Here is a 25,841-nt window from a genome sequence, read left to right on the forward strand (position 1 = left end):
CTCCTACATTTTTTGCAACGTGCCGCTGCCTGACAGACCCCGTTGTCTGCTTTGTGCTTTCGCTTGAAATCCAGAGCCATGCACCAAGGCTCACCCCTCGGTCCCGCAGGCTATGGCACGTTGCAGACAATGTGGGAGCGACCGGGGTGGCGTCCCACCTTGCTCGCGAAAAGCGCCCGCAGGGCATCCATGTAGCGATATCAAGCCAACTCCAACAGACATAAAAAAACCCCGCCGAAGCGGGGTTTCTTTCAACACAACATCACACGCTTACGCCTGAACCACCGGGATCTTCGCGTTGGCCGCGGATTCGCGGAACTCGGCGATCTGGTCGAAGCTCAGGTAGCGGTACACGTCGGCAGACATGCTGTCGATCTTGCCCGCGTATTCCAGGTACTCCTCGACGGTCGGCAGGCGACCCAGGATCGAGGCCACGGACGCCAGCTCAGCCGAAGCCAGGTAGACGTTCGCGCCGTCGCCCAGACGGTTCGGGAAGTTACGGGTCGAGGTAGACACCACGGTCGCGTTCGGGTTCACACGTGCCTGGTTACCCATGCACAGCGAGCAGCCCGGCATTTCCATGCGTGCGCCAGCCTTGCCGTAGATGCCGTAGTAGCCTTCTTCGGTCAGCTGGTGAGCGTCCATCTTGGTCGGCGGCGACAGCCACAGACGGGTTGGCAGCTGGCCCTTGACCTGATCCAGCAGCTTGCCGGCAGCGCGGAAGTGGCCGATGTTGGTCATGCACGAACCGATGAACACTTCGTCGATCTTCTCGCCAGCAACGCTGGACAGCAGACGGGCATCGTCCGGGTCGTTCGGCGCGCAGAGCACAGGCTCCTTGACGTCGGCCAGGTCGATTTCGATGACTTCGGCGTACTCGGCGTCTTTGTCGGCTTCCAGCAGCTCAGGATTGGCAATCCAGGCTTCCATTGCCTTGGCACGACGCTCCAGGGTACGTGGGTCACCGTAGCCTTCAGCGATCATCCAGCGCAGCAGGGTGATGTTGGACTTCAGGTACTCGGCGATCGACTCTTTGGACAGCTTGATGGTGCAACCTGCAGCCGAGCGTTCTGCCGAGGCGTCGGACAGTTCGAAGGCTTGTTCGACGGTCAGGGTTTCCAGACCTTCGATTTCCAGGATGCGGCCGGAGAAGGCGTTCTTCTTGCCTTTCTTCTCGACGGTCAGCAGGCCTTTCTGGATCGCGTAGTAAGGGATGGCATGCACCAGGTCACGCAGGGTGACGCCCGGTTGCAGCTTGCCCTTGAAGCGGACCAGGATCGATTCCGGCATGTCCAGCGGCATGACGCCGGTGGCAGCGGCGAACGCGACCAGACCGGAACCGGCCGGGAACGAGATGCCGATCGGGAAACGGGTGTGCGAGTCGCCACCAGTACCGACGGTGTCCGGCAGCAGCATGCGGTTCAGCCAGCTGTGGATGATGCCGTCGCCCGGACGCAGCGAAACACCGCCACGGGTCATGATGAAGTCAGGCAGGGTGTGGTGGGTCTTGACGTCGATCGGCTTTGGATAAGCAGCGGTGTGGCAGAAGGACTGCATTACCAGATCAGCGGAGAAGCCCAGGCACGCCAGGTCTTTCAGTTCGTCACGGGTCATGGGACCTGTGGTGTCCTGGGAACCGACGGTGGTCATCTTCGGTTCGCAGTAAGTGCCCGGACGGATACCGTCGGTGCCGCAGGCCTTGCCGACCATCTTCTGCGCCAGGGTGAAACCCTTGGTGCTGGCAGCAGGCGCTTCAGGGGTTTTGAACAGGGTCGAAGGCGGCAGGCCCAGCTCGGCGCGTGCCTTGCCGGTCAGACCACGGCCCACGATCAGCGGGATACGACCGCCAGCGCGGACTTCGTCCAGCAGCACTGGAGTCTTCAGTTCGAAAGTGGTGATCACTTCGTCGCTGTCGTGCTTGGTGACTTTGCCTTCATAAGGGTAAACGTCGATCACGTCGCCCATGTTGATGTTCGAGACATCGAATTCGATTGGCAGAGCGCCGGCGTCTTCCATGGTGTTGTAGAAGATCGGAGCGATCTTGCTGCCGAAGCAGAAACCGCCGCCACGCTTGTTCGGGACGTAAGGGATGTCATCGCCGAAGAACCACAGCACCGAGTTGGTCGCCGATTTACGCGAGGAACCGGTACCGACCACGTCACCGACGTAGGCGATCGGGAAACCCTGGCCGCGCATTTCTTCGATCTGCTTCATCGGGCCGATGGAGCCTTGCACGTCAGGCACGATGCCGTCACGGGCCATTTTCAGCATGGCCAGGGCGTGCAGCGGGATGTCCGGACGCGACCAGGCATCAGGTGCAGGCGACAGATCGTCGGTGTTGGTTTCGCCGGTGACCTTGAACACGCGCAGGCTGATCTTGTCGGCCAGGGTCGGGCGCTTCTGGAACCATTCGCCGTCAGCCCAGGACTGCAGCACGCCTTGGGCGTGAGCGTTGCCTTTCTTGGCTTTTTCAGCGACATCGTGGAAGGCATCGAACATCAGCAGGGTGTGCTTCAGTTGTTCTGCGGCAACCGGAGCGAGCTCCGCGTCATCCAGCAGCTCGACCATGGTCACGATGTTGTAGCCGCCCTGCATGGTGCCGAGCAGTTCTACAGCGCGTTTCTTGTCCAGCAGAGGGGAGGAGACTTCGCCCTTGGCCAGAGCGGAGAGGAAACCGGCCTTGACGTAGGCAGCTTCGTCAACGCCAGGTGGAACGCGGTTGGTGATCAGGTCAAGCAGGACCGCTTCTTCGCCAGCCGGTGGGTTTTTCAGCAGCTCGACCAGGCCTGCGGTTTGTTCGGCGTTAAGCGGCTGGGGCACGATACCCTGGGCGGCACGCTCTTCGATGTGTTTACGGTAGGCTTCAAGCACAGTATTACCCTCATCAGTGGTCCCAAATGGGTGTCCGGGACGCTCATCCAGAAAAAGTCCGCAGCCGTGCTCATTAAAGACCTTCTGAGTCTTTGGGCAGGCAGCTGACGATCTCCAACAGAAGCTGTTTTCAAAGTTTTACGCCTGCATGAGCGGTTCTGGGGGAGGGGACGCAGGCCAGGCCTGCGTCATGGAACCGTACTGCCGGGTAGACTTACTGTGCTCGTGACGCTTTGAAAACAGCTTCCAACGGACATTGGCGCCTTAAAAGGCCCGGTGATTCTACGGCAAAAAATGCCGGAAGGTAAGTTAGCCCCTACATCTTCAGGGGTGTACCCCGTTAGACAAAGGGCTAACATGACGGCCTGTTTCGTCCGTTGCCGTGTTTTTGCGCCATGCCCAATCAAGTGATCAAGACGCCCTGCGTGGGCCTGTGTTCCACCGTTTACGGCGATCTCGTGTGCCGCGGCTGCAAGCGCTTCCATCACGAGGTCATCCACTGGAACGGCTACAGCGAAGACGAAAAACGCGCGGTCTGGCTGCGCCTGGAACAGTTGCTGGTGCAGGTGATGGCGGCCAAAGTCGAGGTGTTCGATGCCGGCAAGCTGCGCCAGCAACTGGAACAGCGCAAGATCCGCTTCGTACCGCAACAGTCCGAGTATTGCTGGGCCTATCAGTTGATCGCCCGCGGCGCGCGCATGATCAACGATCTGGAGGCCTACGGCATGGTGCTGTTGCCGGAGTTCCGCGACTGGGGCCTGCCGGAGCTGCGCGATGCGATCGACCGGGAATTCTTCCTGCTGTCCGAGGCGCATTACGAACGCTACATCGCTCCAGGCTTCCTGAAGGACGCGATGGGCGGGGTTTGATGACATCCGGGCGGATCACGTTCTCTCTGTAGGAGCGAATTCATTCGCGAATGGCCGGTACATCCTGAATACCTTTGTCGCCTGACGCACCCTTCGCGAATAAATTCGCTCCTACAGGGTTGCATTCCAACGTCAGACCGTGGGCGCAACGAAGATCATCTGTAGGAGCGAATTCATTCGCGAAAGGTGCGTCAGGCGCAGCAGACGTGTCGACCGTGCCAAATGATTGCCCCGACGCCAGTCGATCAGGCTTGCGCCAGATGCGCCTGAAGATGCGCCAATGCCTCCTCGCTCTTGAGCACCAGCACATCGCTTTCCAGCGAATCGAGCACCACCTCGGCGGTGTTGCCGATCAGCGCCCCTGATATACCTGTCCGTCCGACGGTGCCGATCACCGTGACCGCCGCCTGCAAATGATGCGCGGTGAACGGAATCAGCACGTCCGCCGGCCCCTCGGCAATATGCAGATGCGCATCATCAATGCTGAACTCTGTCTGAAATGCCTTGCACTGTTCGCGGTACTTGCCTTCGATGGTCGAGGACAACTGGTACACCGGATCCGCCGCCGAGAGCATGGGCGAAGGGTGGGCGGTGATGACGTGCAGCTCGCCCTTGGCCACGTCGGCGATGTTGTAGCCGTGTTTGACAATGCTGTAATGCAGCGCGGTGTGTTCGCCATCGGGGTTGCCGACGTCCACCGCAGCGAGGATCGCCCCGCCTTTCCAGGGCCGGTCAGTCTTGACCATCAACACCGGGCAGGGGCAGTAGCGCAAGAGTTTCCAGTCGGCAGGGGTAAGCAGGGCGCGTTTGAGGGTGCTGTCCGGGAAATGCTGCTTGATGACCAGGTCCGAACCTTCCGCCTGCTGGACCTTGACGATGGTCTGGTGAACGCTGTCGTGCCAGTCCTGTTCGGCGGTGACGGCAAAATCTTCGGCCTGCAGGTCATGCTTGAGGGTAGTCAGCAGCTCGCTGTGATCGGTCTTCTTGTCGCAGATCAGCAGATGCAGACTGGCGCCGGTGGCGTTGGCGATCAGGCACGCCCGTCGCATGGCGAGGCTTTCGACCTTGTCGGTTTCGGCGCTGGGTTCGATCACCACCAGAATCCTGCGAATCGTTTGCATGAGCTGATCTCCCTTGAATGACTGCGTGAGTCTTTCGACATGACGGGGCGCTGGCTGTTCGCTCCATTGACTATAGTTGCCCGCCGTCAATCGGTTGGTTGATCTGGCGCAAGGCATTGAACGTAACAGAGGCTGGCTCTGCGCGGTCAGGCCCGTATAATGCTGCGCCTTGTCCATCCCGCCAGTTGTGAACCCATGCAGATTTATCCGGAAATCGACGCCTTCCTGCTTTGCCCCACCCCTGACAGCTGGGTGCAGGCGGCCATGCAGAACCTGGATATCCTGCTGATCGACCACGCGAACAATGAGAAGAAGGCCGCAGGCGCGGCGTTCCAGTTCATGTTCCAGTACAACGACAAGTTCGACCTGCAGGCCAAGATGTCGCGTCTGGCCCGTGAGGAGCTGCGCCACTTCGAGCAGGTGATCAGCATCATCAAGAAGCGCGGCATTCCCATGGCCAACATCAGTTCGGCGCGCTATGCCGGCGCTTTGCGCAAACTGGTGCGCAACCACAATCCCTACCGCCTGACCGACGCGCTGATCGTCGGCGCCATCGTCGAGGCCCGTTCCTGCGAGCGCTTCAGGGCGCTGGTGCCGCATCTGGATGAAGACCTGGCCAAGTTCTACGCCAGCCTGCTCAAGTCCGAGGCCCGGCATTTTCAGGACTACCTCAAGCTCGCCTACCTGTATGGCGAGGAGGCGGACGTCGACGCCAAGATTGAAGAAATCCGCCTGGCCGAACGCGAGCTGATCGAAAGCCCGGATGAGGATTTCCGCTTTCATAGCGGTGTGCCTGCCTGAACCTCGCGTAATCGCTCCCCCGTAGCAGCACGGCTTGCCGGCGGGTGCGGTGTGTCAGGCGACATTTTGGTTGCAGACATACCGCCCCGCCGGCAAGCCGTGCTGCTACGGGCATATTCCTGAATCACCTTCCAGTAATCCGGCGAACCACGTTCGTCCGGAACTCTGCATCTTAAAAATTGTTTCATTGTGTGTTTACTGCCTAGGCAGTAATATTGTCCTCAAATCACTGCCTAGGCAGATAATGGGTAACTATCAATGGCACATTTCACTCCCGAGACCTTTCAGAACAGCCTGCTGGGCATGCTGATCGGCCGGGCTGACCTGCTGAAAAACCGCATTCTGGACAAACACCTCGAACCCCACGGCCTGACCGCCCAGCAGTTCAAGGTGCTGGTGATCGTGGCGCTCTACGGCGCCGAAACCCCGGCCGACCTTTGCCGGTCGCTGTGTCTGGACAGTGGTTCGATGACCCGCATGCTCGACCGTCTGGAGCAGAAAGATCTGCTGGTGCGCACCCGCTCCGAAGCGGACCGCCGCCAGGTCAAGCTGGTGCTCACCGAGTCGGGCAAGGAAGTGGCCGATCTGTTGTCCGAAATCGGTGCCAAGGCGATGAACGAGATGGTCGGTGTCCTGGAAGACAGCGAGCTGGCCATGCTGGAGAAGCTGCTCACCAAGGTACTGGTGGCCGCAGCCGATCCGATCACTCTTTCCCGGATTGCCGCACGATGAACACTGTCCCGAAGAACGTCGTACTCAAGCGCAGCCCGGCGTTGCGCACCTCGTTGAGCCTGGTCTTCGTCGCCCTGGTGCTGGCCGGCTGCGCCAGTTCCAAAGGCCTGCACACCGAGGGCGTCGGCATCGACGCCAACAGCCTGCAGGCGTCGCAGAGCCTCAAAGGCCTCAACCTGTCGCCTGCGGCCTGGCCCAAGCGCGACTGGTGGACCGCCCTGGGCGACCCGCAACTCAACGGCATGATCACTGAAGCCCTGCGCGACAGCCCTGACATGCAGATCGCCGCCGCCCGTACCCATCAGGCCAGCGCGGCGGCCTATGGCGCCGATGCCGCACGCATGCCGACGGTCGATGCCAGTGGCAGCGTCAGCCGTTCGCGGCTGGCCAAGGATCAGGACCCGCTGGGGCAGGGCGACCGCTACAGCACCCTGCGCAGCCTGGGCGCGAGCTTCAATTACACCTTCGATCTGTGGGGCGGCCAGCGTGCCGCCTGGGAAGCGGCACTGGGCCAGGCCCGGGCCAGCGAGATCGACCAGCGCGCCGCGCAACTGACCCTGGCGGCCGATGTCGCCCGCGCCTACAGCGATCTGGGCCAGGCCTACATCGTCCGCGATCTGGCTGCCGAAGACCTCAAGCGCACCCGCCAGTTGCTGGAGTTGGGCGCGCGTCGCTTCAAGTCCGGCATCGACAGCGAATACCAGTACCAGCAGACCCAGAGCCTGGAAGCCGGCTCGCGGGAATCGCTGGTCGACGCTGAAAAACGCCTGCGCTCGGCCAAGATCGCCCTGGCCGTGCTGATGGGCAAAGGTCCGGATCGCGGCGAAGCACTCGCCCGTCCCACGGTGCTGAAACCGGCCGTGGTGCAGTTGCCGTCGGTGGTGCCGGCCGAATTGCTCGGCCGTCGCCCGGATCTGGTGGCTGCACGCTGGCGGGTCGAGGCGGCGAGCAAGGACATCGCCGCCAGCAAGACCAACTTCTACCCGAACCTGAACCTCAGTGCCTCGGCCGGGGTCGAGTCGTTGCTGGGGGATGCGATGTTCGGTTCGGCCAGCCGCTTCTTCAATGTGGCGCCGACTGTGTCCCTGCCGATTTTCGACGGCGGCCGTCGTCGCGCCGACCTTGATGCCCGCGATGCCGATTACGACCTCGCGGTGGCGCAGTACAACAAGAGTCTGGTGCGCGCCTTGGGCGATGTCAGCGACAACATCGGCCAGCTGCATGCGATCAGCGGCCAGATCGACGCACGCCAGCAGGCCACCGACGTCATCCAGAAATCCTACGACACCGTGGTCACGCGCTATTCATCGGGGATCGGCAACTACCTCGATGTGCTGAGCGTGGAGCAGCAACTTTTGCAATCGCAACGCCAACTGGCTGATCTCAACGCGGAACGAATCGATCTTTCGATTCAGTTGATGCAGGCCCTGGGGGGAGGCTTCGAAGACAGCAAGCCCGGCGAGAACGCCGCCCCAGCCGTCCCGTCAACTGCATCGCTGAACAATTAAGGTACTCGTCATGGCCACTGCCACTCGCGAAAACGCTGTCGAAAACACTGCAGCAAACCAACAAAAGGCCGCGCCAGGCCAGCCCCAGAAGAACCCACGCAAGCGCAAGCTGCTGATGTTCGGCCTGCTGATCATCGTGATCCTGGCCGGGGTCGGCGTTTGGGGCTGGTATGAGGTCTACGGTCGCTGGAACGAAAGCACCGACGACGCCTACGTCAACGGCAACGTGGTGGAAATCACCCCGCAAGTGACGGGCACCGTGGTAAGCATCGGCGCCGATGATGGCGATCTGGTGCGTGAAGGCCAGGTGCTGGTGCAGTTCGACCCCAACGACGCCGAAGTCGCGCTGCAGAGCGCCGAAGCCAATCTGGGCAAGGTCGTGCGTCAGGTTCGCGGTCTGTACAGCAGCGTCGACGGCATCAAGGCGCAACTGGCTGCCCAGCGCGCCGAAGTGCAGAAGGCGCAGGACAACTACAACCGTCGGCGCAATCTGGCGGCCGGCGGGGCGATTTCCCAGGAAGAGCTGTCCCACGCCAAGGACGACCTGACCAGCGCGCAGAACGCGCTGAACAACATTCAGCAGCAATTGGTCACCAGCACCGCATTGATCGATGACACTCAAGTCTCGTCGCACCCGGACGTGAAAGCCGCCGCCGCGCAACTGCGTCAGGCCTACCTGAACAGCGCCCGCAGCACCCTGATCGCGCCGGTCACCGGTTACGTGGCCAAGCGCACCGTGCAACTGGGCCAGCGCGTGCAGCCGGGTACTGCGCTGATGGCGGTGATCCCACTGGATCAGCTGTGGATCGACGCCAACTTCAAGGAAACCCAACTGGGTAAGATGCGCATCGGCCAGCCGGTGGACATCGAGGCTGATCTGTATGGCAGCGACGTGAAGTTCAGCGGCACCGTCGACAGCGTCGGCGCCGGCACCGGCAGTGCCTTCGCCCTGCTGCCAGCGCAGAACGCTACGGGTAACTGGATCAAGATCGTCCAGCGCGTGCCGGTGCGCATTCGCCTCAATGCCGATGAGCTTGCCAAAAATCCGTTGCGTATCGGCCTCTCGACCTTGGTCAACGTCAACTTGCACGACCAGAGCGGCCCGGTGCTGGCGCAGCAGCCGCCCAAAGAGGCGTCGTTCACCACCGACGTCTACACCCAGCAACTGGCCGAGGCCGACACCCTGATCGCCCGCCTGATTCACGAAAACAGCGCATCGCCAACCGGCAAGACTGTAGCGCGCTGATTCGCCGATCCCTCTGCACCGGCCTTCTGGCCGGTGCATCTTCCGAGTGTCAAAGGATTCGCGATGAGTAACAACGCTCCCGCTTCTTTTACGCCGCCAAGCCTTGTGTTGACCACCATCGGCCTGTCGCTGGCGACTTTCATGCAAGTGCTCGACACCACCATCGCCAACGTGGCGCTGCCGACCATTTCCGGCAACCTGGGCGTCAGTTCCGAGCAGGGCACTTGGGTCATTACCTCGTTCGCCGTGAGTAACGCCATTGCCTTGCCATTGACCGGCTGGCTGAGCCGACGCTTCGGTGAGGTGAAGCTGTTCATCTGGGCGACGATCCTGTTCGTGCTGGCCTCGTTCCTGTGCGGTATTTCCACCTCGATGCCGGAGCTGGTGGGCTTTCGCGTGCTGCAAGGCGTGGTCGCAGGGCCTCTGTACCCGATGACCCAGACGCTGTTGATCGCGGTCTATCCACCTGCGAAAAGGGGGATGGCACTGGCACTGCTGGCGATGGTCACGGTGGTAGCGCCGATTGCCGGGCCGATTCTCGGCGGCTGGATCACCGACAGTTACACCTGGCCGTGGATCTTCTTCATCAACGTGCCGATCGGCCTGTTCGCCGCCTTCGTCGTGCGCACCCAGATGGCCGCGCGTCCGGTGACCACCAGCCGCCAGCCCATGGACTACGTCGGGCTGATCACCCTGATCATTGGTGTGGGCGCTTTGCAGATCGTGCTCGACAAAGGCAACGACCTGGACTGGTTCTCCTCGAACTTCATCATCATCGGCACGGTGATTTCGGTGATCGGCCTGGCAGCGTTCATCATTTGGGAAATGACCGACGAACACCCGGTGGTCAACCTGCGCCTGTTCAGCTTCCGCAACTTTCGGGTTGGGACGATCTGTCTGGTGCTGGGTTACGCCGGTTTCTTCGGCATCAACCTGATCCTGCCGCAGTGGCTGCAGACCCAGATGGGCTACACGCCGACCTACGCGGGCCTGGCGGTGGCGCCCATCGGCATCCTGCCGGTGTTGATGTCGCCGTTCGTCGGCAAATACGCGAACAAATTCGACCTGCGTCTGCTGGCAGGCCTGGCGTTCCTGGCCATCGGCATGAGCTGCTTCATGCGTTCGGAGTTCACCAACGAGGTGGATTTCCAGCACATCGCCCTGGTGCAGCTGTTCATGGGCGCCGGCGTGGCGCTGTTCTTCATGCCGACCCTGAGCATCCTGCTGTCTGACCTGCCACCCTCGCAGATCGCCGACGGCTCGGGCCTTGCGACCTTCCTGCGTAACCTGGGCGGCAGCTTCGCGGCATCCCTGACCACCTGGATCTGGATCCGCCGGGCCAACGAGCATCATGCCTACTTGAGCGAAAGCGTGAACACCTACGAACCCGCCACCCGCCACGCCCTGGAAACCCTCGGCGGCGCCAGCAACCAGGCCTACGCACGGCTCGATTCAGTGGTCACCAGCCAGGCCTACATGATGTCCACCGTGGATTACTTCTACATGCTCGGCTGGATGTTCGTCGCCCTGATCCTGATCGTCTGGCTGGCCAAACCGCCGTTTGCCGCCAAGGCGGGGCCGGGGGCAGGGCATTGAACAAACCGTGTGTCTGACACACCGCGAGCGCTGACTTTACTGCCGCTTCGCGCCAGATCGCGAGCAAGCTTGCTCCCACGGCCTCCGGCCAGATGCAGATCGTGGGTACCACGCGAGGCCGTAGCAGCACGGCTTGCCGGCGGGAGCGATCTTGAGGGCCACCCGCGGGCAAGCCCGGCTGCTACGGGGACGGCGTTAGCCGGACGTTTTTGATTTGGCTTTTGATCTTCGTACGCATTAGCCCAGACGCCACAAATCGCGACTTGGGTGCAGGCTGAATGGAGGTCACGCGTAGTGGGCCAAGCGGCAGGATGCCGCGCGAGGCGCGGGGCCATGGATGGCCCATTCGCGCCGGGCCCACGGAGCGGGACCGGAGTGAAGGTACCCCGACGAAGGAGGGGCCCAACCAGGAGCAATGGTTTGGTTACTTTGCCGAAACAAAGTAACTCGACGAAGTCGAAACAGATCTGACGTTAGGAAGAACGCCCTTGACCTTGATCTTGATCTTGATCTTCTAAGACTTGCGCACCAACGAATCAACAGCGCAAGTTTGCAAAGGCAACCCCAACGCCTGCTCCTGCACAAACCCAAACGAACTCAACTGCATCCCCTGCTCATCAACCTGCAACGCCCACCCCTCGCGATCCCAATCCCCCAACACGATGCGCTGGGCGGTCTGCTCGCCAATCTGCAGCTTATGAATCGCAGGACGATGAGTATGCCCATGAATCAGCGTCTTGACGCCAAACTCGGACATGATGCGGGGCACTTCCTCAGGCGTGACATCGACAATGTCATTGGCCTTCATGCGGGTCTGCGCCCGGCTCTCATTGCGCAACTTGCGCGCCAACTTGTGCCGGGTCCGCAAGGGCAGATGACGCAGCACCCATAAAGTCAGTGGATTGCGCAAATAGCGGCGCATGCGCATATACGCTTCATCACGGGTACACAAACTGTCACCGTGCATCAGCAACACCGGCTCACCGTTGAAATCGACCACGCTCGGGTCCTTCAACAGCGTCACGCCAGCCGCCTTGCAAAAGGCCTTGCCGATCATGAAATCGCGATTGCCGTGCATCAGGAAAACCTGCGTGCCGCTGTCGCTCAAGGCGCGCAGGGCATCGCAGATCGAGGCCTGGAAGGGCGACATCGCGTCATCGCCGATCCAGACTTCGAAAAAATCCCCGAGGATATACAGCGACTCGGCGCCACGGGCGCGGCCTGCCAGCAGATCCAGAAACGCCCGGGTAATGTCCGGGCGTCCTTCTTCCAGATGCAGATCGGAGATCAGCAGTATCACTCAACGATCTCGGCTTTCTCGATGATCACGTCTTCTTGCGGAACGTCCTGGTGGCCGGCCTTGGAAGTGGTGGCCACGGCCTTGATCTTGTCGACGGTTTCCGAACCTTCGATCACTTCGCCGAACACCGCGTAGCCCCAGCCCTGAACGGTCTTGGCGCTGTGGTTGAGGAAGCTGTTGTCAGCGACGTTGATGAAGAACTGCGCCGATGCCGAATGCGGCTCCATGGTGCGGGCCATGGCGATCGAGTACTTCTTGTTCGCCAGGCCGTTGTCGGCTTCGTTCTGGATGCTCGGGCGCTTGTCTTTCTTCTCTTTCATGCCTGGCTCGAAACCGCCGCCCTGGATCATGAAGTTGCCGATGACGCGGTGGAACACGGTGTTGCTGTAGTGGCCAGCTTTGACGTATTCGAGGAAGTTGGCGACAGTGATCGGCGCTTTTTCAGCATCCAGTTGCAGGACGATGTCACCGTGGTTGGTGGTCAGTTTTACTTTGGACATGTTCAAGGTCGCTCTTTTGGAATTCGTGGTTTGACGTGCCGATCGCCACAGGCAGCACATGAAAGTGCCGACGATCTCACTCAGGCGCGCAGTCTACAGAGGCTAGCCGCACAAGCGAAACTTGCCATTGCCCGCAACATGCGCAAATGAATGGATGCCCGAAGGTGCAGTTTTGTCACGGCACGCTGTCAGGGGCTTGACAGGTTCGGCTATGATAAGCGCTTTGATTTATTCGGCCTACCCTGGCCGCGACTGTCAGGTTTTCAAGGATCCTATGAGCAAGCCCACTCAAGACGCTGCTGCCAACACCAAGGCAGGCCCTGCTATCCCTACCAACTTCCTGCGCCCGATCGTGCAGGCGGACCTGGATTCGGGCAAGCACACCCAGATCGTGACCCGCTTTCCGCCGGAGCCCAACGGCTACCTGCACATCGGTCATGCCAAGTCGATCTGCGTCAACTTTGGTCTGGCTCAGGAATTCGGCGGCGTCACGCACCTGCGTTTCGACGACACCAACCCGGCCAAGGAAGACCAGGAATACATCGACGCCATCGAAAGCGACGTCAAGTGGCTGGGCTTCGAGTGGTCCGGTGAAGTGCGTTATGCCTCGCAGTACTTCGACCAGTTGTTCGACTGGGCGGTCGACCTGATCAAGGCCGGCAAGGCCTACGTCGATGACCTGACCCCGGAGCAGGCCCGTGAATACCGCGGTACCCTGACCGAGCCAGGCAAGAACAGCCCGTTCCGTGAGCGTTCGGTCGAAGACAACCTGGACCTGTTCAACCGCATGAAGGCCGGCGAGTTCGCAGACGGCGCCCGCGTGCTGCGCGCCAAGATCGACATGGCGTCGCCGAACATGAACCTGCGCGACCCGATCCTGTACCGCATTCGCCACGCCCATCACCACCAGACCGGCGACAAGTGGTGCATCTACCCGATCTATGACTTCACCCACGGTCAGTCGGACGCCATCGAGGGCATTACCCACTCGATCTGCACCCTGGAATTCGAAAGCCATCGCCCGCTCTACGACTGGTTCCTGGACAACCTGCCGGTGCCGTGCAAGCCGCGCCAGTACGAGTTCTCGCGCCTGAACCTGAACTACACCATCACCAGCAAGCGCAAGCTCAAGCAACTGGTGGACGAGCAGCACGTCAACGGCTGGGACGACCCGCGCATGTCGACCCTGTCGGGCTTCCGTCGTCGCGGCTACACCCCGGCTTCGATCCGCAACTTCTGCGAAATGATCGGCACCAACCGTTCCGACGGCGTGGTCGACTTCGGCATGCTCGAATTCAGCATTCGCCAGGACCTGGACGCCAACGCCCCGCGCGCCATGTGCGTGCTGCGCCCGTTGAAGGTGGTGATCACCAACTACCCGCAAGACAAGGTCGATCACCTGGAACTGCCGCGTCATCCGCAGAAGGAAGAGCTGGGCGTGCGCAAGCTGCCGTTCTCCCGCGAGATCTACATCGACCGTGACGACTTCATGGAAGAGCCGCCAAAAGGCTACAAGCGTCTGGAGCCTAACGGCGAAGTGCGCCTGCGCGGCAGCTACGTGATTCGTGCCGACGAGGCGATCAAGGATGCCGACGGCAACATCGTCGAACTGCGCTGCTCGTACGACCCGGACACCCTCGGCAAGAACCCGGAAGGCCGCAAGGTCAAGGGCGTGATCCACTGGGTGCCGGCCGCTGAAAGCATCGAATGCGAAGTGCGCCTGTACGATCGCCTGTTCCTGTCGGCGAACCCGGAAAAGGCCGAAGAGGGCAAGACCTTCCTGGACAACATCAACCCTGACTCGCTGCAGGTGCTGACCGGTTGTCGTGCCGAACCGTCGTTGGGCCAGGCGCTGCCGGAAGACCGTTTCCAGTTCGAACGCGAAGGTTATTTCTGCGCGGATCTGAAGGACTCGAAACCAGGTGCTCCGGTCTTCAACCGGACAGTCACGCTTCGCGATTCGTGGAGCTAAGGTAGGAACCGTGCTTTCCATTTACAACACGCTCACCAAGAGCAAAGAAATCTTCAAGCCGCTGGACGGCAACAAGGTGCGCATGTACGTCTGCGGCATGACCGTGTACGACTACTGCCACCTGGGCCACGGCCGCAGCATGGTGGCGTTCGACCTGGTCACCCGCTGGCTGCGTTTCAGCGGCTATGACCTGACCTACGTGCGCAACATCACCGATATCGACGACAAGATCATCAACCGCGCCCGTGAAAACGGCGAGGCGTTTGACGCCCTGACCGCGCGCATGATCGACGCGATGCACGAGGACGAGGCGCGCCTGAACATCTTGAAGCCGGACATGGAGCCGCGCGCCACCGATTACATCGGCGGCATGCACGACATGATCCAGAGCCTGATCGACAAGGGCTACGCCTACGCACCGGGCAACGGCGACGTGTACTATCGCGTCGGCAAGTTCCTGGGCTACGGCAAGCTGTCGCGCAAGAAGATCGAAGATTTGCGCATCGGTGCGCGGATCGAGGTCGACGAAGCCAAAGACGATCCGCTGGACTTCGTCCTGTGGAAAGGCGTCAAGCCGGGCGAGCCGAGCTGGGAATCGCCGTGGGGCCCGGGCCGTCCGGGCTGGCATATCGAATGCTCGGTGATGTCGACCTGCTGCCTGGGCGAGACCTTCGACATTCATGGTGGCGGTTCGGACCTCGAGTTCCCGCACCACGAAAACGAGATCGCCCAGAGCGAAGCGGCCACCGGCAAGACCTACGCCAACGCCTGGATGCACTGCGGCATGATCCGCATCAATGGCGAGAAGATGTCCAAGTCCCTGAACAACTTCTTCACCATTCGCGACGTGCTGGATAAATACCATCCGGAAGTGGTGCGTTACCTGCTGGTGTCGAGCCACTACCGCAGCGCGATCAACTATTCCGAGGACAGCCTGCGCGAGTCCAAGGGCGCGCTGGAGCGTTTCTACCACGCGCTCAAGGGCTTGCCGCAGGTCGAGCCAGTGGGTGGCGAAGCGTTCGTCGAGCGTTTCACGGCAGCGATGGATGACGACTTCGGCACGCCGGAAGCCTGCGCCGTGCTGTTCGAGATGGTCCGCGAGATCAACCGTCTGCGTGACAGCGATGTCAACGCGGCAGCGGGTCTGGCCGCGCGCTTGAAGCAACTGGCCAGCGTGCTGGGCGTGTTGCAGCTCGAGGCCGACGACTTCCTGCGCGCCGGTGCCGAAGGCCGCGTCGATGCAGCCGAAGTGGAAGCGCTGATCGCTGCGCGCCTGCAAGCCCGCGCCGACAAGAACTGGGCCGAATCGGACCGCATCCGCGACCAGCTCACCGCCATGGGCGTGGTGCTGGAAGATGGGAAGGGCGGCACGACGTGGCGCTTGGCTGACTGATCGATTGATCGTTCCCGCGCAGTAACTGGGAGCGATCAGATTTTCCGGATTGCGCCGGACCTGTGGGAGCCGGCTTGCTGGCGAATGCGGTGGTTCAGCAACCTTTTCGGTGGCTGACACACCGCATTCGCCAGCAAGCCGGCTCCCACAATGATCGCGATCTTCATCCCTCCGCTCCCTGCTCGCGCAACCGCTTGTACAACGTATTGCGGCTCACCCCCAGCCGCTTGGCCAGCTGCGAAATATTCCCGCCCGCCGCCTGCAACAACTCATTCAATTCTTCCGGCGTATCCAGCGCCGCGCGGCGATTGAAGCGGATTTCGGGTTCGCTGCTCTCGTTTTCCATTTCCAGATCAGCCAGCTCCAGGTCGGCAAAGAAGTCCTCCGGCAAATGCTCGGTGGAGATCGGCGCGTCGTCCGCCAGTGCCAGCGCCACCTGAATCACGTTGCTCAACTGGCGCAGGTTGCCCGGCCATGGATGGCGTTCGAACAGGGCCAGCACCTCAGGCTCGAACCCAGCGGTCTGTTGCGGTTCGCGATGCTGCTCCCAGATCGCCTGAACCAGCTGTGCCTTGTCGCTGCGTTCTCGTAGCGGCGGCAACTCCAGGTTCAAACCGCTGATGCGGTAATACAGGTCCTGGCGAAACAGCCCGCTCTGCACCTGTTCGCGCAATGAACAGTGGGTGGCGGAGATGACCCGGATGTCCACCGGATACTGCTCGCTGCTACCCAACGGCTGCACGCAACGCTCCTGCAACACCCGCAGCAGACGGGCCTGAACCGGTATTGGCATGTCGCCGATTTCGTCGAGGAACAGCGTGCCTTTGTCCGCCTTGCGAATCAGGCCGACGCTGCCTTTATGGTGGGCGCCGGTGAAGGCGCCTTTTTCGTAACCGAACAGTTCGGCCTCCACCAGCTCCGAAGGAATCGCGGCGCAGTTGACGGCAATCAGCGGCTGATCGGCACGGGAGCTGGCCTGATGCAGGGCTTTGACGAACACCTCTTTGCCGGCGCCGGTCTCGCCGAGGATCAGCAGAGGCACATTCTTCTCCAGCAGACGCTGGGCCTGGCGGGCGGCCTTGGCCACTTTTTCGTCGCCAACCGTGAGCGCCATCTGTGCTGGCGTTTCGGGCAGTTCAGCTTTGGCGGGAGAGGGCACGCTGCGCAATTTCAGTATCGGCGCCTTGGGCCGCTTGAGCAGGCAATGAAACCGGTTGTGCCCGGCAGCCTGGAGCGGGAAGGGCTGGCCTTCCGGCTGGTCGAGCAGTAGCGCCAGTGGCGCCTTGAACAGGCTTTCGATGTTGGTTCGCAGCAGGCTCACGCCCAGCAAATTGTCGGCGCGGCGGTTCGCACAGAGGATGCGCCCGCACTCGTCGAACACCAAAAGGCCCGCCCATTGGCTGTCGAGGTTGTTCAGGCCGGTGTTGAAGGTCAGCTGGAAATGGCTGTTCTGGAACTGGTCCAGGATCAGCCGGTTTTCGATGGTCTGGCTCATCATCTTCACCATCCCCAGCGTGTGGGACGGCGGCAGGAAGCTGTCGCTGGACACATCGAGCACCGCGATCATGCGCCGCGAGGCGTCGAAGATCGGCGCTGCAGAGCCGGTCATGAAGCGGTTGGCCTTGAGAAAGTGTTCATCGTGTTCAATGTGAACAGCCTGCTCACAGGCCAGCGCCGTGCCGATGGCGTTGGTGCCCACGCCCTGTTCCAGCCAGCTGGCACCGGCGACGAAACCCAGTTGCTGATCCGGCTCGACGAAACGCTTGGTGCCCCAGGAGTTGAGCACCTGGCCCTGGTGGTCGGCCAGCAGGATCAGGCAGTTGGAGTTGCTCAGGATGTTTTCGTAGAAGGGCAGGACCTGCTGATGCGTGGTCTGCACCAGCGAATGATGGCGCTCCAGCAATTGCGAAATCTGCTGTTCAGGCAAGCGACCGAAGGCCGGACGGGACTGGTGGCTGAGGCCGAACTCCCGGCAGCGGGCCCAGGAGTCCTGAATGATGGTGTCGTGAGCGAGCGCAGCGCCTGATATGGCCATTGAATGGCTCCGTCCTGAGTCTTTTATTGTTTTTGGGGTACGGCTTTGGCAGAGCGTCCGTGCTCGAAACGTTCACCCATTGTTGTTCATGAGTGTTCAAAGTCAATGTTCATTTTGTTCAGGTGTTCAGTCTTTCCTGTTCATTTTTGTTCATCAACGAACGTTAGTGCGCTGTCTGTTTTGTCCTGATGGCTCTAAAACAAGGGTTTTGGCCGAATGCGCGGAAACGAAGGCGTGTTGGCACGGTTGTCGCTATCCAACAAGCGGTCGTGAATCTCCCGACCAAGCGCTTCACCCGAACAAGACATATAAAAAAGGGCACGCCATGTCTCTCACGCTTGAGCACGTCAGCCGAGCCGTCGACGGTCAGATCTGGATCGACGACGCGTCGCTGAGCTTCGAACCCGGCTCATTCAACGTATTGCTGGGGCGCACCTTATCAGGCAAAACCAGCCTGATGCGCTTGATGGCCGGTCTGGACAAGCCAGACAGCGGCCGAGTACTGATGAATGGCAAAGATGTCACTCAGGTTGCGGTGCGCCATCGCAACGTCTCCATGGTCTATCAGCAGTTCATCAACTACCCGAGCATGACCGTCTTCGACAACATCGCCTCGCCCTTGCGCCAGGCGAAGATGTCCAAAGACGAGATCGAAAGCCGCGTGCGGGAAACCGCAAAGATGCTGCGCATCGAAAAATTTCTCGCGCGCTACCCGCTGGAGCTTTCCGGTGGCCAGCAACAGCGCACGGCAATGGCCCGGGCGCTGGTCAAGGATGCCGAGCTGATCCTGTTCGACGAGCCGCTGGTCAACCTGGACTACAAACTGCGCGAAGAGCTGCGTCAGGAAATGCGCCAGCTGTTCGAAACCCGCAACACCATCGCGGTGTACGCCACTACCGAGCCCAACGAGGCCTTGGCCCTGGGCGGCACCACCACCATCCTCCACGAGGGGCGCCTGATCCAGAGCGGCAAGACCCCCGAGGTCTATCACCAGCCAAAATCCGTGCTGGCGGCGGAGCTGTTCTCCGAGCCGCCGATCAACCTGATGCCGGGGCGCATCGATGGCAACGAAGTGAGTTTTGCCAACTTCGTGCATTTCCCGCTCAACGTCGACCTGCGCAAGATCGGCGACGGCGCGTTCCAGTTCGGCGTGCGCCCCAGCCACCTGAGCCTGGTGCCGTCCAACGACGACGACCTGGAATTGGCAGTGACCGTGGAACTGGCTGAAATCAGCGGCTCGGAGACCTTCCTGCACGTACGCAACGAGCATTTCTCGCTGGTCCTGCATTTGCCGGGCGTGCACGAGTACGACGTCGACACGCCGATTCGCGTGTACATCCCCACTCACAAATTATTCGTGTTCGATCAGCAGGGCGGCCTCATTCAGGCACCGGGCCTGCGCATGGCGAGGGTTGCCTGATGGCCGAGATCCGCTTGCAACAACTCGCGCACAGCTACAGCGCCAACCCCGCGGGGCCTGAAGACTATGCCATCCGCGAAATGACTCACATCTGGGAGCAGGGCGGGGCGTACGCGCTGCTCGGGCCTTCCGGATGTGGCAAGTCGACCTTGCTCAACATCATTTCCGGCCTGCTCAGCCCGTCCGAGGGCAAGGTGATGTTCGACCAGACCGTGGTCAACGACATGTCGCCGGAACAGCGCAACATCGCTCAGGTTTTCCAGTTTCCGGTGGTCTACGACACCATGACGGTGTACGACAACCTCGCGTTTCCCCTGCGTAATCAGGGCCTGGCCGAAGCGAAAATTCAGACCAAGGTGCAGGAAATCGCCGAGGTGCTGGACCTGCAACCGCTGCTCAAGAAGAAAGCCAAGGGCCTGACCGCCGACGAGAAGCAGAAGGTTTCCATGGGCCGCGGGCTGGTGCGCGACGACGTGTCGGCGATCCTGTTCGACGAGCCGCTGACCGTGATCGACCCGCACTTGAAGTGGAAACTGCGGCGCAAGCTCAAGCAGATTCACGAGCAGTTCAACATCACCATGGTCTACGTCACCCATGATCAGCTGGAGGCTTCGACCTTCGCCGACAAGATCGCGGTGATGTACGGCGGCCAGATCGTGCAGTTCGGCACGCCCCGTGAGCTGTTTGAAAAACCTCATCACACCTTCGTCGGCTACTTCATCGGCAGCCCCGGCATGAACCTGATCGAGGTCAAGCCCGAGCCCGGCGGCGTCGGCTTTGGCGGCATTCATCTGCCGTTGTCCGAGGCGTTGCAACAGCGCCTGGCCGCGACTCAGTGGAGCACGCTAAAGGTCGGCATCCGTCCGGAATTCGTGCATGTCTGGGACGGGCCGTTCGACGACGCCATGTGCGCCGAAGTGACCTACGTCGAAGACCTGGGCACCTACAAGATCCTCACCCTCAAGCTGGCCGGGCAGTCGCTCAAGGTTCGCCTGCAGGAAGACAAACCCGTGCCGCAAGGCCAGGCCTGGATCAGTTTCCCGGCGCAGTGGCTGATGCTCTACGCCGATGAATTTCTGCTGGAGGCCGCGGTGAATCACGCCCAGGCCAGCGAGGTGCCACATGAGTAAGGTGCAGAACAACAAGGCCTGGTGGCTGGTGCTGCCGGTGTTTGTGCTGGTGGCGTTCAGCGCCATCATTCCGATGATGACCGTGGTCAACTATTCGGTGCAGGACATCTTCGACCAGTCCAGCCGCTACTTCGTCGGCGCCGACTGGTTCAAGCAGGTGCTACAGGACCCGCGCCTGCATGACTCGCTGCTGCGCCAGTTCATCTATTCGGCGTGCGTGCTGCTGATCGAAATCCCGCTGGGCATCGCCATCGCCCTGACCATGCCGACCAAGGGCCGCTGGTCTTCGGTGTGCCTGATCGTGATGACCATTCCGCTGCTGATCCCGTGGAACGTGGTCGGCACCATCTGGCAGATCTTCGGCCGTGGCGACATCGGCCTGCTGGGCTGGCTGCTCAACAACGTGCTGCACATCAACTACAACTACGCGGCCAATGCCTCCGACGCCTGGGTGACGGTGCTGATCATTGACGTCTGGCACTGGACCTCGCTGGTGGCACTGCTGTGCTACTCGGGGCTGCGGGCGATTCCGGACGTGTACTACCAGGCGGCGCGGATTGATCGGGCATCCAACTGGGCGGTTTTCCGACACATCCAGTTGCCGAAGATGAAGAGCGTGCTGTTGATCGCGGTCATGTTGCGCTTCATGGACAGCTTCATGATCTACACCGAGCCGTTCGTGCTCACCGGCGGCGGGCCGGGCAACTCCACGACCTTCCTCAGTCAGACCCTGACCACCATGGCCCTCGGCCAGTTCGACCTGGGGCCGGCAGCGGCGTTCTCGCTGGTGTACTTCCTGATCATTCTGTTGGTGTCCTGGGTGTTCTACACCGCCATGACCCACGGCGAAAAAGACTGAGGAGCGGCAGATGAACCTGCGCAAAGTGCTGCCGTTGTGGATCTACCTGCTGTTTCTGCTGGTGCCGATCTACTGGCTGATCAACATGTCGTTCAAGACCAACACCGAAATCCTCGGCGGCCTGACCCTGTGGCCGCAGGATTTCACCCTGGCCAACTACCGAGTGATTTTCACCGACGAGAGCTGGTACAGCGGCTACATCAACTCGCTGTACTACGTTTGCCTGAATACCGTGATATCGCTGAGCGTGGCGCTGCCTGCCGCTTATGCGTTTTCACGCTATCGTTTTCTCGGTGACAAACACCTGTTCTTCTGGCTGCTGACCAACCGCATGGCGCCGCCTGCGGTATTCCTGCTGCCGTTTTTCCAGCTGTATTCGTCCATCGGCCTGTTCGACACCCACATCGCCGTGGCACTGGCTCACTGTCTGTTCAACGTGCCGCTGGCGGTGTGGATTCTCGAAGGCTTCATGTCCGGGGTGCCCAAGGAGATTGACGAAACCGCCTACATCGATGGTTACAGCTTTCCCAAGTTCTTCGGCAAGATTTTCATCCCGCTGATCGGCTCGGGGATCGGGGTCACGGCGTTCTTCTGCTTCATGTTTTCCTGGGTCGAGCTGCTGCTGGCGCGCACCCTGACATCGGTCAACGCCAAGCCGATCGCGGCGGTGATGACCCGCACGGTGTCGGCATCGGGGATCGACTGGGGCGTGCTGGCGGCAGCGGGGGTGTTGACCATCCTGCCGGGCATGCTGGTGATCTGGTTCGTTCGTAATCACGTGGTCAAGGGTTTCGCCCTTGGTCGTGTCTGAGGAGTCGAGAAAATGGAGTGGATGTCCTGGACCCTGCCGACTGCCCTGTTTTTTGGAACCATTGCCGCCGTGCTGGTGGCGATGACCGTCTGGGAGCTGCGCTCGGCGAGCATCGAGCGTCGTGGTTTCCTGCCGATCGCCACCACCCGTGGCGACCGGCTGTTCATCGGACTTCTGGGCAGCGCCTACCTGCATCTGCTGGTGATCGGCGCGACCGACTGGAGCATCTGGGTGGCCTCGGGGCTGTCCCTGGGCTGGCTGTTGGTGGTGATGCGTTGGGGTTGAACGCGTGTTGAAGAACCTTTGTGGGAGTGAGCTTGCTCGCGAAGAGGTCGGTACATCCGATGCTTTTGCTGAGGCCGTACATAAGTCTTCGCGAGCAAGGTGGATCGCCACCCCGGTCACTCCCACAGAAAGCGGTGCAAATGAGCTTTTGCAAATCGGGAACACATAAGAATCAACACTGGAGGTGTCTATGTTCAATAAGAAAAACAAGCTGCGACATAGCGTGACGCTGGCGACGATGGTGATGATCAGCGGCCTGAGCATTTCGGCGTGGGCGGATCAGTACGAAGACGCGGCCAAGAAATGGGCGGCCAGCGAATTCAAGCCGACCACCTTGTCCGATGCCGAGCAGCTCAAGGAGCTGGAGTGGTTCATCGAGGCGGCCAAGCCGTTCCGCGGGATGGACATCAAGGTGGTTTCCGAAACCTTGACCACCCATGAATACGAATCCAAGACCCTGGCCAAGGCCTTCACCGAAATCACCGGCATCAAAGTGACCCACGACCTGCTGCAGGAAGGTGACGTCATCGAGAAGCTGCAGACCGCCATGCAGTCGGACAAGAGCATCTACGACGGTTGGGTCAACGACTCCGACCTGATCGGTACGCATTTCCGCTACGGCAAGGCGCTGTCTCTGACCGACCTGATGGCAAGCCCGGAAGGTGCGAAAGTCACCTCGCCTACGCTGGACATCAAGGACTTCATCGGCACGTCGTTCACCACCTCACCAGAGGTCAAGGATGCGTCGGGCAAGGTCATCACCCCGGCCAAGCTGTATCAGCTGCCTGACCAGCAGTTCGCCAACCTGTACTGGTTCCGCGCCGACTGGTTCGAGCGTCCTGACCTCAAAGAGAAATTCAAGGCCAAGTACGGTTATGAGCTGGGCGTGCCGGTGAACTGGTCGGCCTATGAAGACATCGCCAAATTCTTCAGCGAGGACGTCAAGGAAATCGACGGCAAGAAAGTCTACGGCCACATGGACTACGGCAAGAAAGACCCGTCCCTGGGCTGGCGCTTCACCGACGCCTGGTTCTCCATGGCCGGCAGCGGCGACAAGGGCCTGCCCAACGGCCTGCCGGTGGACGAGTGGGGCATCCGCGTAGAGTCCTGCCATCCGGTCGGTTCGAGCATCACCCGCGGCGGCGACACCAACGGCCCGGCGGCCGTCTACGCCACCCAGAAATACATCGACTGGCTCAAGGCCTACGCACCGCCCGAGGCGGCGGGCATGACCTTCTCCGAGTCTGGCCCGGTGCCCTCTCAGGGTAACGTTGCGCAACAGATTTTCTGGTACACCGCATTCACTGCTGACATGACCAAACCGGGCCTGCCGGTCATGAACGCCGATGGCACGCCGAAATGGCGGATGGCGCCATCGCCGAAAGGGCCGTACTGGAAGGAAGGCATGAAGCTGGGCTATCAGGACGTGGGTTCGTGGACCTTCCTCAAGTCGGCTGACGAGAAGAAACGCCTGGCGGCCTGGCTGTATGCGCAGTTCGTGACGTCCAAATCGGTATCGCTGAAGAAAACCATCGTGGGCCTGACGCCGATTCGTGAGTCGGACATCAACTCCAAGGAGATGACCGCACTGGCGCCGAAGCTCGGTGGTCTGGTGGAGTTCTACCGCAGCCCGGCCCGTGTACAGTGGTCGCCGACCGGCACCAACGTGCCGGATTATCCGAAGCTGGCTCAGCTGTGGTGGAGCCATGTGGCTGAGGCGGTGACTGGTGAGAAGTCCGCGCAAGCGGCGCTGGACGGCTTGGCCAAGGATCAGGATGCCATCATGACCCGTATCGAACGTTCGAAGGTTCAGGATGCCAGCGGTTGTGCGCCGAAGATGAACCCGGAAACCTCGGCTGAAGAGTGGTACACCAAGGCCGAGAAGAGCAACGGCGCGTTCCTGGCGCCGCAGCGCAAACTGGCGAACGAGAAGCCGAAGGGCGAGACCATTGCCTACTCGGATCTGCTCAAGAGCTGGGAGGCGGCGAAGAAGTAAGGTTTGTGCTTTGGAACGACGGCGCCTGTGGGCGCCGTTTTTTTACACCCTTTGAACCTGGCGATGCGGTGGTGTGTCATCGAGTTTCGAGGCGTCTGTGGTTGTTCTGGCGTTAGCCAGAACACAGCGCCAGATCAGACACCTCAACGCGAAATGACGCACCACCACACCCCACGATCATTCGCGCAAAAAAAACGGCACCGCCTGGGTGCCGTTTTCCACAACGCATAACGCCAATCAGCTATGCAACTCTTCGCACGCGTACAAGGTGTTCTCAAGCAGGCAAGCCCGGGTCATCGGCCCGACGCCGCCCGGAACCGGCGTGATCCAGCCCGCGCGGGGCAGGGCGGTGTCGTAGACCACGTCACCCACCAGCTTGCCGTCGTCCTGACGGTTGATGCCCACATCGATCACGATCGCGCCTTCCTTGATCCACTCACCCTTGACCAGGCCCGGCTTGCCGGCGGCCACCACCACAAGATCCGCACGGCTGACATGGCCGGCCAGATCCTGGGTGAAACGATGGGTCACGGTCACCGTGCAACCGGCCAGCAGCAATTCCATCGCCATCGGACGCCCGACGATATTCGATGCACCAACCACCACCGCGTCCTTGCCATAAAGGTCGACACCGGTGCTTTCCAGCAGGGTCATGATGCCTTTCGGGGTGCACGGGCGCAGCAGCGGGATACGCTGGGCCAGGCGACCGACGTTATAAGGATGGAAACCGTCGACGTCCTTATCCGGACGAATGCGCTCCAGCAGCGGCGAAGAATCCAGATGCGCCGGCAGCGGCAGTTGCAGCAGGATGCCATCGATGGCCGGATCATCATTGAGGCTGTCGATCAGCTCGGTCAGCTCGGTCTGGCTGGTTTCGCTGGGCAGGTCGTAGGCCCGGGAGATGAAGCCGACCTCTTCGCAGTCTTTGCGTTTGTGCGAGACGTAAACCTGAGAGGCGGGGTCGCTGCCGACCAGAATCACCGCAAGCCCGGGCGTACGCAGCCCTTGTTCGCGACGTTCGGCGACTCGTTGGGCGATCTGCTGGCGCAGGTTGGCTGCGATCGCTTTGCCGTCTATTAGTTTTGCAGTCATTACGCGTGATTAACCATCGGAAGGGAGGGAAAAAGAGCGCGCATTCTCGCATGACCTGACGCAAGGGCAAAGGCGGTTGGTCCGCTTAATAAGCTAAGCCCTTTAATTATCTGAATTTTTTAGAAAAAAGTGTTGACGACCCTCAAGGTCGTCTATAAGATTCGTCGCACTTGCCGGGCACAACCCGAAACAGGATAAGCCGGAAGCGGCGGATCGAGTGGAAAGGTTGATTAAGCAGGTAGGGCTCAGATCGGCTCGGCGTGATCGAAAGCTCTTAATTTGTAGTCGCAAGAATGCAAATTAG

General features: G+C 60.9%; 19 protein-coding genes and 1 pseudogene. 14 read left to right on the forward strand and 6 right to left on the reverse strand.

Annotated features, from left to right (window positions below; translation table 11 throughout):
• Positions 1–270 precede the first annotated feature (270 nt).
• Positions 271–2,871: a bifunctional aconitate hydratase 2/2-methylisocitrate dehydratase gene (acnB, locus tag AC1MEK_RS17580; RefSeq protein ID WP_480397555.1), complete on the reverse strand. Its 2,601-nt coding sequence runs from the start codon at positions 2,869–2,871 to the stop codon at positions 271–273.
• A 395-nt stretch (positions 2,872–3,266) separates the two neighbouring features.
• Here acnB and AC1MEK_RS17585 point away from each other — a divergent pair, with 395 nt between their 5' ends.
• Positions 3,267–3,740 (forward strand): DUF1289 domain-containing protein, encoded by a 474-nt coding sequence (locus AC1MEK_RS17585; protein WP_480397556.1) that lies wholly within the window; start codon positions 3,267–3,269, stop codon positions 3,738–3,740.
• A gap of 245 nt (positions 3,741–3,985) precedes the next feature.
• Here the strand turns inward: AC1MEK_RS17585 and AC1MEK_RS17590 are convergent, their stop codons facing one another.
• The gene (locus tag AC1MEK_RS17590) at positions 3,986–4,861 is read right to left on the reverse strand and encodes a universal stress protein (RefSeq protein WP_480397557.1); all 876 of its coding nucleotides are present in this window, start codon (positions 4,859–4,861) and stop codon (positions 3,986–3,988) included.
• Between the two features lie 195 nt (positions 4,862–5,056).
• Here AC1MEK_RS17590 and AC1MEK_RS17595 point away from each other — a divergent pair, with 195 nt between their 5' ends.
• From AC1MEK_RS17595 to AC1MEK_RS17615, 5 genes are all read left to right on the forward strand, one after another.
• Entirely contained in the window at positions 5,057–5,662 is a 606-nt protein-coding gene (locus AC1MEK_RS17595) for a MiaE family protein (RefSeq protein ID WP_480397705.1), read from the forward strand.
• A 258-nt stretch (positions 5,663–5,920) separates the two neighbouring features.
• Positions 5,921–6,394, forward strand: a complete 474-nt coding sequence (locus AC1MEK_RS17600) for a MarR family winged helix-turn-helix transcriptional regulator (RefSeq protein WP_480397558.1) — start codon at positions 5,921–5,923, stop codon at positions 6,392–6,394.
• On the forward strand, positions 6,391–7,902 hold the full coding sequence (locus tag AC1MEK_RS17605; RefSeq protein ID WP_480397559.1) for an efflux transporter outer membrane subunit: 1,512 nt from the start codon (positions 6,391–6,393) through the stop codon (positions 7,900–7,902). The genes AC1MEK_RS17600 and AC1MEK_RS17605 overlap by 4 nt, the downstream gene beginning before the upstream one ends.
• Positions 7,903–7,912: 10 nt before the next feature.
• Positions 7,913–9,148, forward strand: a complete 1,236-nt coding sequence (locus AC1MEK_RS17610; RefSeq protein ID WP_480397560.1) for an EmrA/EmrK family multidrug efflux transporter periplasmic adaptor subunit — start codon at positions 7,913–7,915, stop codon at positions 9,146–9,148.
• Positions 9,149–9,211: 63 nt separating this feature from the next.
• Positions 9,212–10,744 carry a DHA2 family efflux MFS transporter permease subunit gene (locus AC1MEK_RS17615; protein WP_480397561.1) on the forward strand — a complete coding sequence of 511 codons (1,533 nt, stop codon included), beginning with the start codon at positions 9,212–9,214 and terminating at the stop codon, positions 10,742–10,744.
• A gap of 514 nt (positions 10,745–11,258) precedes the next feature.
• Here AC1MEK_RS17615 and lpxH read toward each other — a convergent pair.
• Positions 11,259–12,044 carry a UDP-2,3-diacylglucosamine diphosphatase gene (gene lpxH / locus AC1MEK_RS17620; RefSeq protein ID WP_480397562.1) on the reverse strand — a complete coding sequence of 262 codons (786 nt, stop codon included), beginning with the start codon at positions 12,042–12,044 and terminating at the stop codon, positions 11,259–11,261.
• On the reverse strand, positions 12,041–12,544 hold the full coding sequence (locus AC1MEK_RS17625; RefSeq protein ID WP_480397563.1) for a peptidylprolyl isomerase: 504 nt from the start codon (positions 12,542–12,544) through the stop codon (positions 12,041–12,043). Before AC1MEK_RS17625 ends, lpxH begins: the two co-directional genes overlap by 4 nt.
• 274 nt (positions 12,545–12,818) lie before the next feature.
• On the opposite strand from AC1MEK_RS17625, the gene AC1MEK_RS17630 reads away from it, so the two are divergent.
• Together AC1MEK_RS17630 and cysS are read left to right on the forward strand one after the other, a co-directional pair.
• Entirely contained in the window at positions 12,819–14,516 is a 1,698-nt protein-coding gene (locus AC1MEK_RS17630) for a glutamine--tRNA ligase/YqeY domain fusion protein (RefSeq protein ID WP_480397564.1), read from the forward strand.
• 10 nt (positions 14,517–14,526) lie between these two features.
• Complete coding sequence (gene cysS, locus AC1MEK_RS17635; RefSeq protein ID WP_480397565.1) at positions 14,527–15,909, forward strand: cysteine--tRNA ligase; 1,383 nt, start codon at positions 14,527–14,529, stop codon at positions 15,907–15,909.
• Positions 15,910–16,072: 163 nt separating this feature from the next.
• Here cysS and AC1MEK_RS17640 read toward each other — a convergent pair.
• Positions 16,073–17,008: pseudogene (locus AC1MEK_RS17640) on the reverse strand (sigma-54-dependent Fis family transcriptional regulator); the annotation flags it as partial.
• Positions 17,009–18,269: 1,261 nt separating this feature from the next.
• Between AC1MEK_RS17640 and AC1MEK_RS17645 the strand changes: the two are divergent.
• The 6 genes from AC1MEK_RS17645 to AC1MEK_RS17670 all read left to right on the forward strand — a co-directional run bounded on the left by AC1MEK_RS17645 (position 18,270) and on the right by AC1MEK_RS17670 (position 24,445).
• Positions 18,270–19,364 carry an ABC transporter ATP-binding protein gene (locus AC1MEK_RS17645; protein WP_480397566.1) on the forward strand — a complete coding sequence of 365 codons (1,095 nt, stop codon included), beginning with the start codon at positions 18,270–18,272 and terminating at the stop codon, positions 19,362–19,364.
• Positions 19,364–20,494 (forward strand): ABC transporter ATP-binding protein, encoded by a 1,131-nt coding sequence (locus AC1MEK_RS17650; protein ID WP_480397567.1) that lies wholly within the window; start codon positions 19,364–19,366, stop codon positions 20,492–20,494. The genes AC1MEK_RS17645 and AC1MEK_RS17650 overlap by 1 nt, the downstream gene beginning before the upstream one ends.
• Positions 20,487–21,353, forward strand: a complete 867-nt coding sequence (locus AC1MEK_RS17655; protein ID WP_480397568.1) for a carbohydrate ABC transporter permease — start codon at positions 20,487–20,489, stop codon at positions 21,351–21,353. The genes AC1MEK_RS17650 and AC1MEK_RS17655 overlap by 8 nt, the downstream gene beginning before the upstream one ends.
• Before the next feature lie 10 nt (positions 21,354–21,363).
• Positions 21,364–22,164 (forward strand): carbohydrate ABC transporter permease, encoded by an 801-nt coding sequence (locus tag AC1MEK_RS17660; RefSeq protein WP_480397569.1) that lies wholly within the window; start codon positions 21,364–21,366, stop codon positions 22,162–22,164.
• 12 nt (positions 22,165–22,176) lie between these two features.
• On the forward strand, positions 22,177–22,449 hold the full coding sequence (locus AC1MEK_RS17665) for a DUF2160 domain-containing protein (RefSeq protein WP_480397570.1): 273 nt from the start codon (positions 22,177–22,179) through the stop codon (positions 22,447–22,449).
• Between the two features lie 190 nt (positions 22,450–22,639).
• Positions 22,640–24,445: an ABC transporter substrate-binding protein gene (locus tag AC1MEK_RS17670; protein ID WP_480397571.1), complete on the forward strand. Its 1,806-nt coding sequence runs from the start codon at positions 22,640–22,642 to the stop codon at positions 24,443–24,445.
• 237 nt (positions 24,446–24,682) lie between these two features.
• Here the strand turns inward: AC1MEK_RS17670 and folD are convergent, their stop codons facing one another.
• Positions 24,683–25,537: a bifunctional methylenetetrahydrofolate dehydrogenase/methenyltetrahydrofolate cyclohydrolase FolD gene (gene folD / locus AC1MEK_RS17675; protein ID WP_480397572.1), complete on the reverse strand. Its 855-nt coding sequence runs from the start codon at positions 25,535–25,537 to the stop codon at positions 24,683–24,685.
• Positions 25,538–25,841: the final 304 nt, after the last annotated feature.

It is taken from the genome of Pseudomonas sp. 2, from assembly GCF_056627435.1.

Bases quoted from the DNA above. Each gene is read 5' to 3' on its own strand.
- AC1MEK_RS17600 (WP_480397558.1), top strand. From the start codon at position 5,921: ATGGCACATTTCACTCCCGAGACCTTTCAGAACAGCCTGCTGGGCATG.
- AC1MEK_RS17645 (WP_480397566.1), top strand. From the start codon at position 18,270: ATGTCTCTCACGCTTGAGCACGTCAGCCGAGCCGTCGACGGTCAGATC.
- AC1MEK_RS17605 (WP_480397559.1), top strand. From the start codon at position 6,391: ATGAACACTGTCCCGAAGAACGTCGTACTCAAGCGCAGCCCGGCGTTG.
- AC1MEK_RS17655 (WP_480397568.1), top strand. From the start codon at position 20,487: ATGAGTAAGGTGCAGAACAACAAGGCCTGGTGGCTGGTGCTGCCGGTG.
- AC1MEK_RS17590 (WP_480397557.1), bottom strand. From the start codon at position 4,861: ATGCAAACGATTCGCAGGATTCTGGTGGTGATCGAACCCAGCGCCGAA.
- AC1MEK_RS17665 (WP_480397570.1), top strand. From the start codon at position 22,177: ATGGAGTGGATGTCCTGGACCCTGCCGACTGCCCTGTTTTTTGGAACC.
- AC1MEK_RS17615 (WP_480397561.1), top strand. From the start codon at position 9,212: ATGAGTAACAACGCTCCCGCTTCTTTTACGCCGCCAAGCCTTGTGTTG.
- AC1MEK_RS17660 (WP_480397569.1), top strand. From the start codon at position 21,364: ATGAACCTGCGCAAAGTGCTGCCGTTGTGGATCTACCTGCTGTTTCTG.
- folD (WP_480397572.1), bottom strand. From the start codon at position 25,537: ATGACTGCAAAACTAATAGACGGCAAAGCGATCGCAGCCAACCTGCGC.
- AC1MEK_RS17650 (WP_480397567.1), top strand. From the start codon at position 19,364: ATGGCCGAGATCCGCTTGCAACAACTCGCGCACAGCTACAGCGCCAAC.
- AC1MEK_RS17610 (WP_480397560.1), top strand. From the start codon at position 7,913: ATGGCCACTGCCACTCGCGAAAACGCTGTCGAAAACACTGCAGCAAAC.
- AC1MEK_RS17670 (WP_480397571.1), top strand. From the start codon at position 22,640: ATGTTCAATAAGAAAAACAAGCTGCGACATAGCGTGACGCTGGCGACG.
- AC1MEK_RS17625 (WP_480397563.1), bottom strand. From the start codon at position 12,544: ATGTCCAAAGTAAAACTGACCACCAACCACGGTGACATCGTCCTGCAA.
- AC1MEK_RS17630 (WP_480397564.1), top strand. From the start codon at position 12,819: ATGAGCAAGCCCACTCAAGACGCTGCTGCCAACACCAAGGCAGGCCCT.
- AC1MEK_RS17585 (WP_480397556.1), top strand. From the start codon at position 3,267: ATGCCCAATCAAGTGATCAAGACGCCCTGCGTGGGCCTGTGTTCCACC.
- AC1MEK_RS17595 (WP_480397705.1), top strand. From the start codon at position 5,057: ATGCAGATTTATCCGGAAATCGACGCCTTCCTGCTTTGCCCCACCCCT.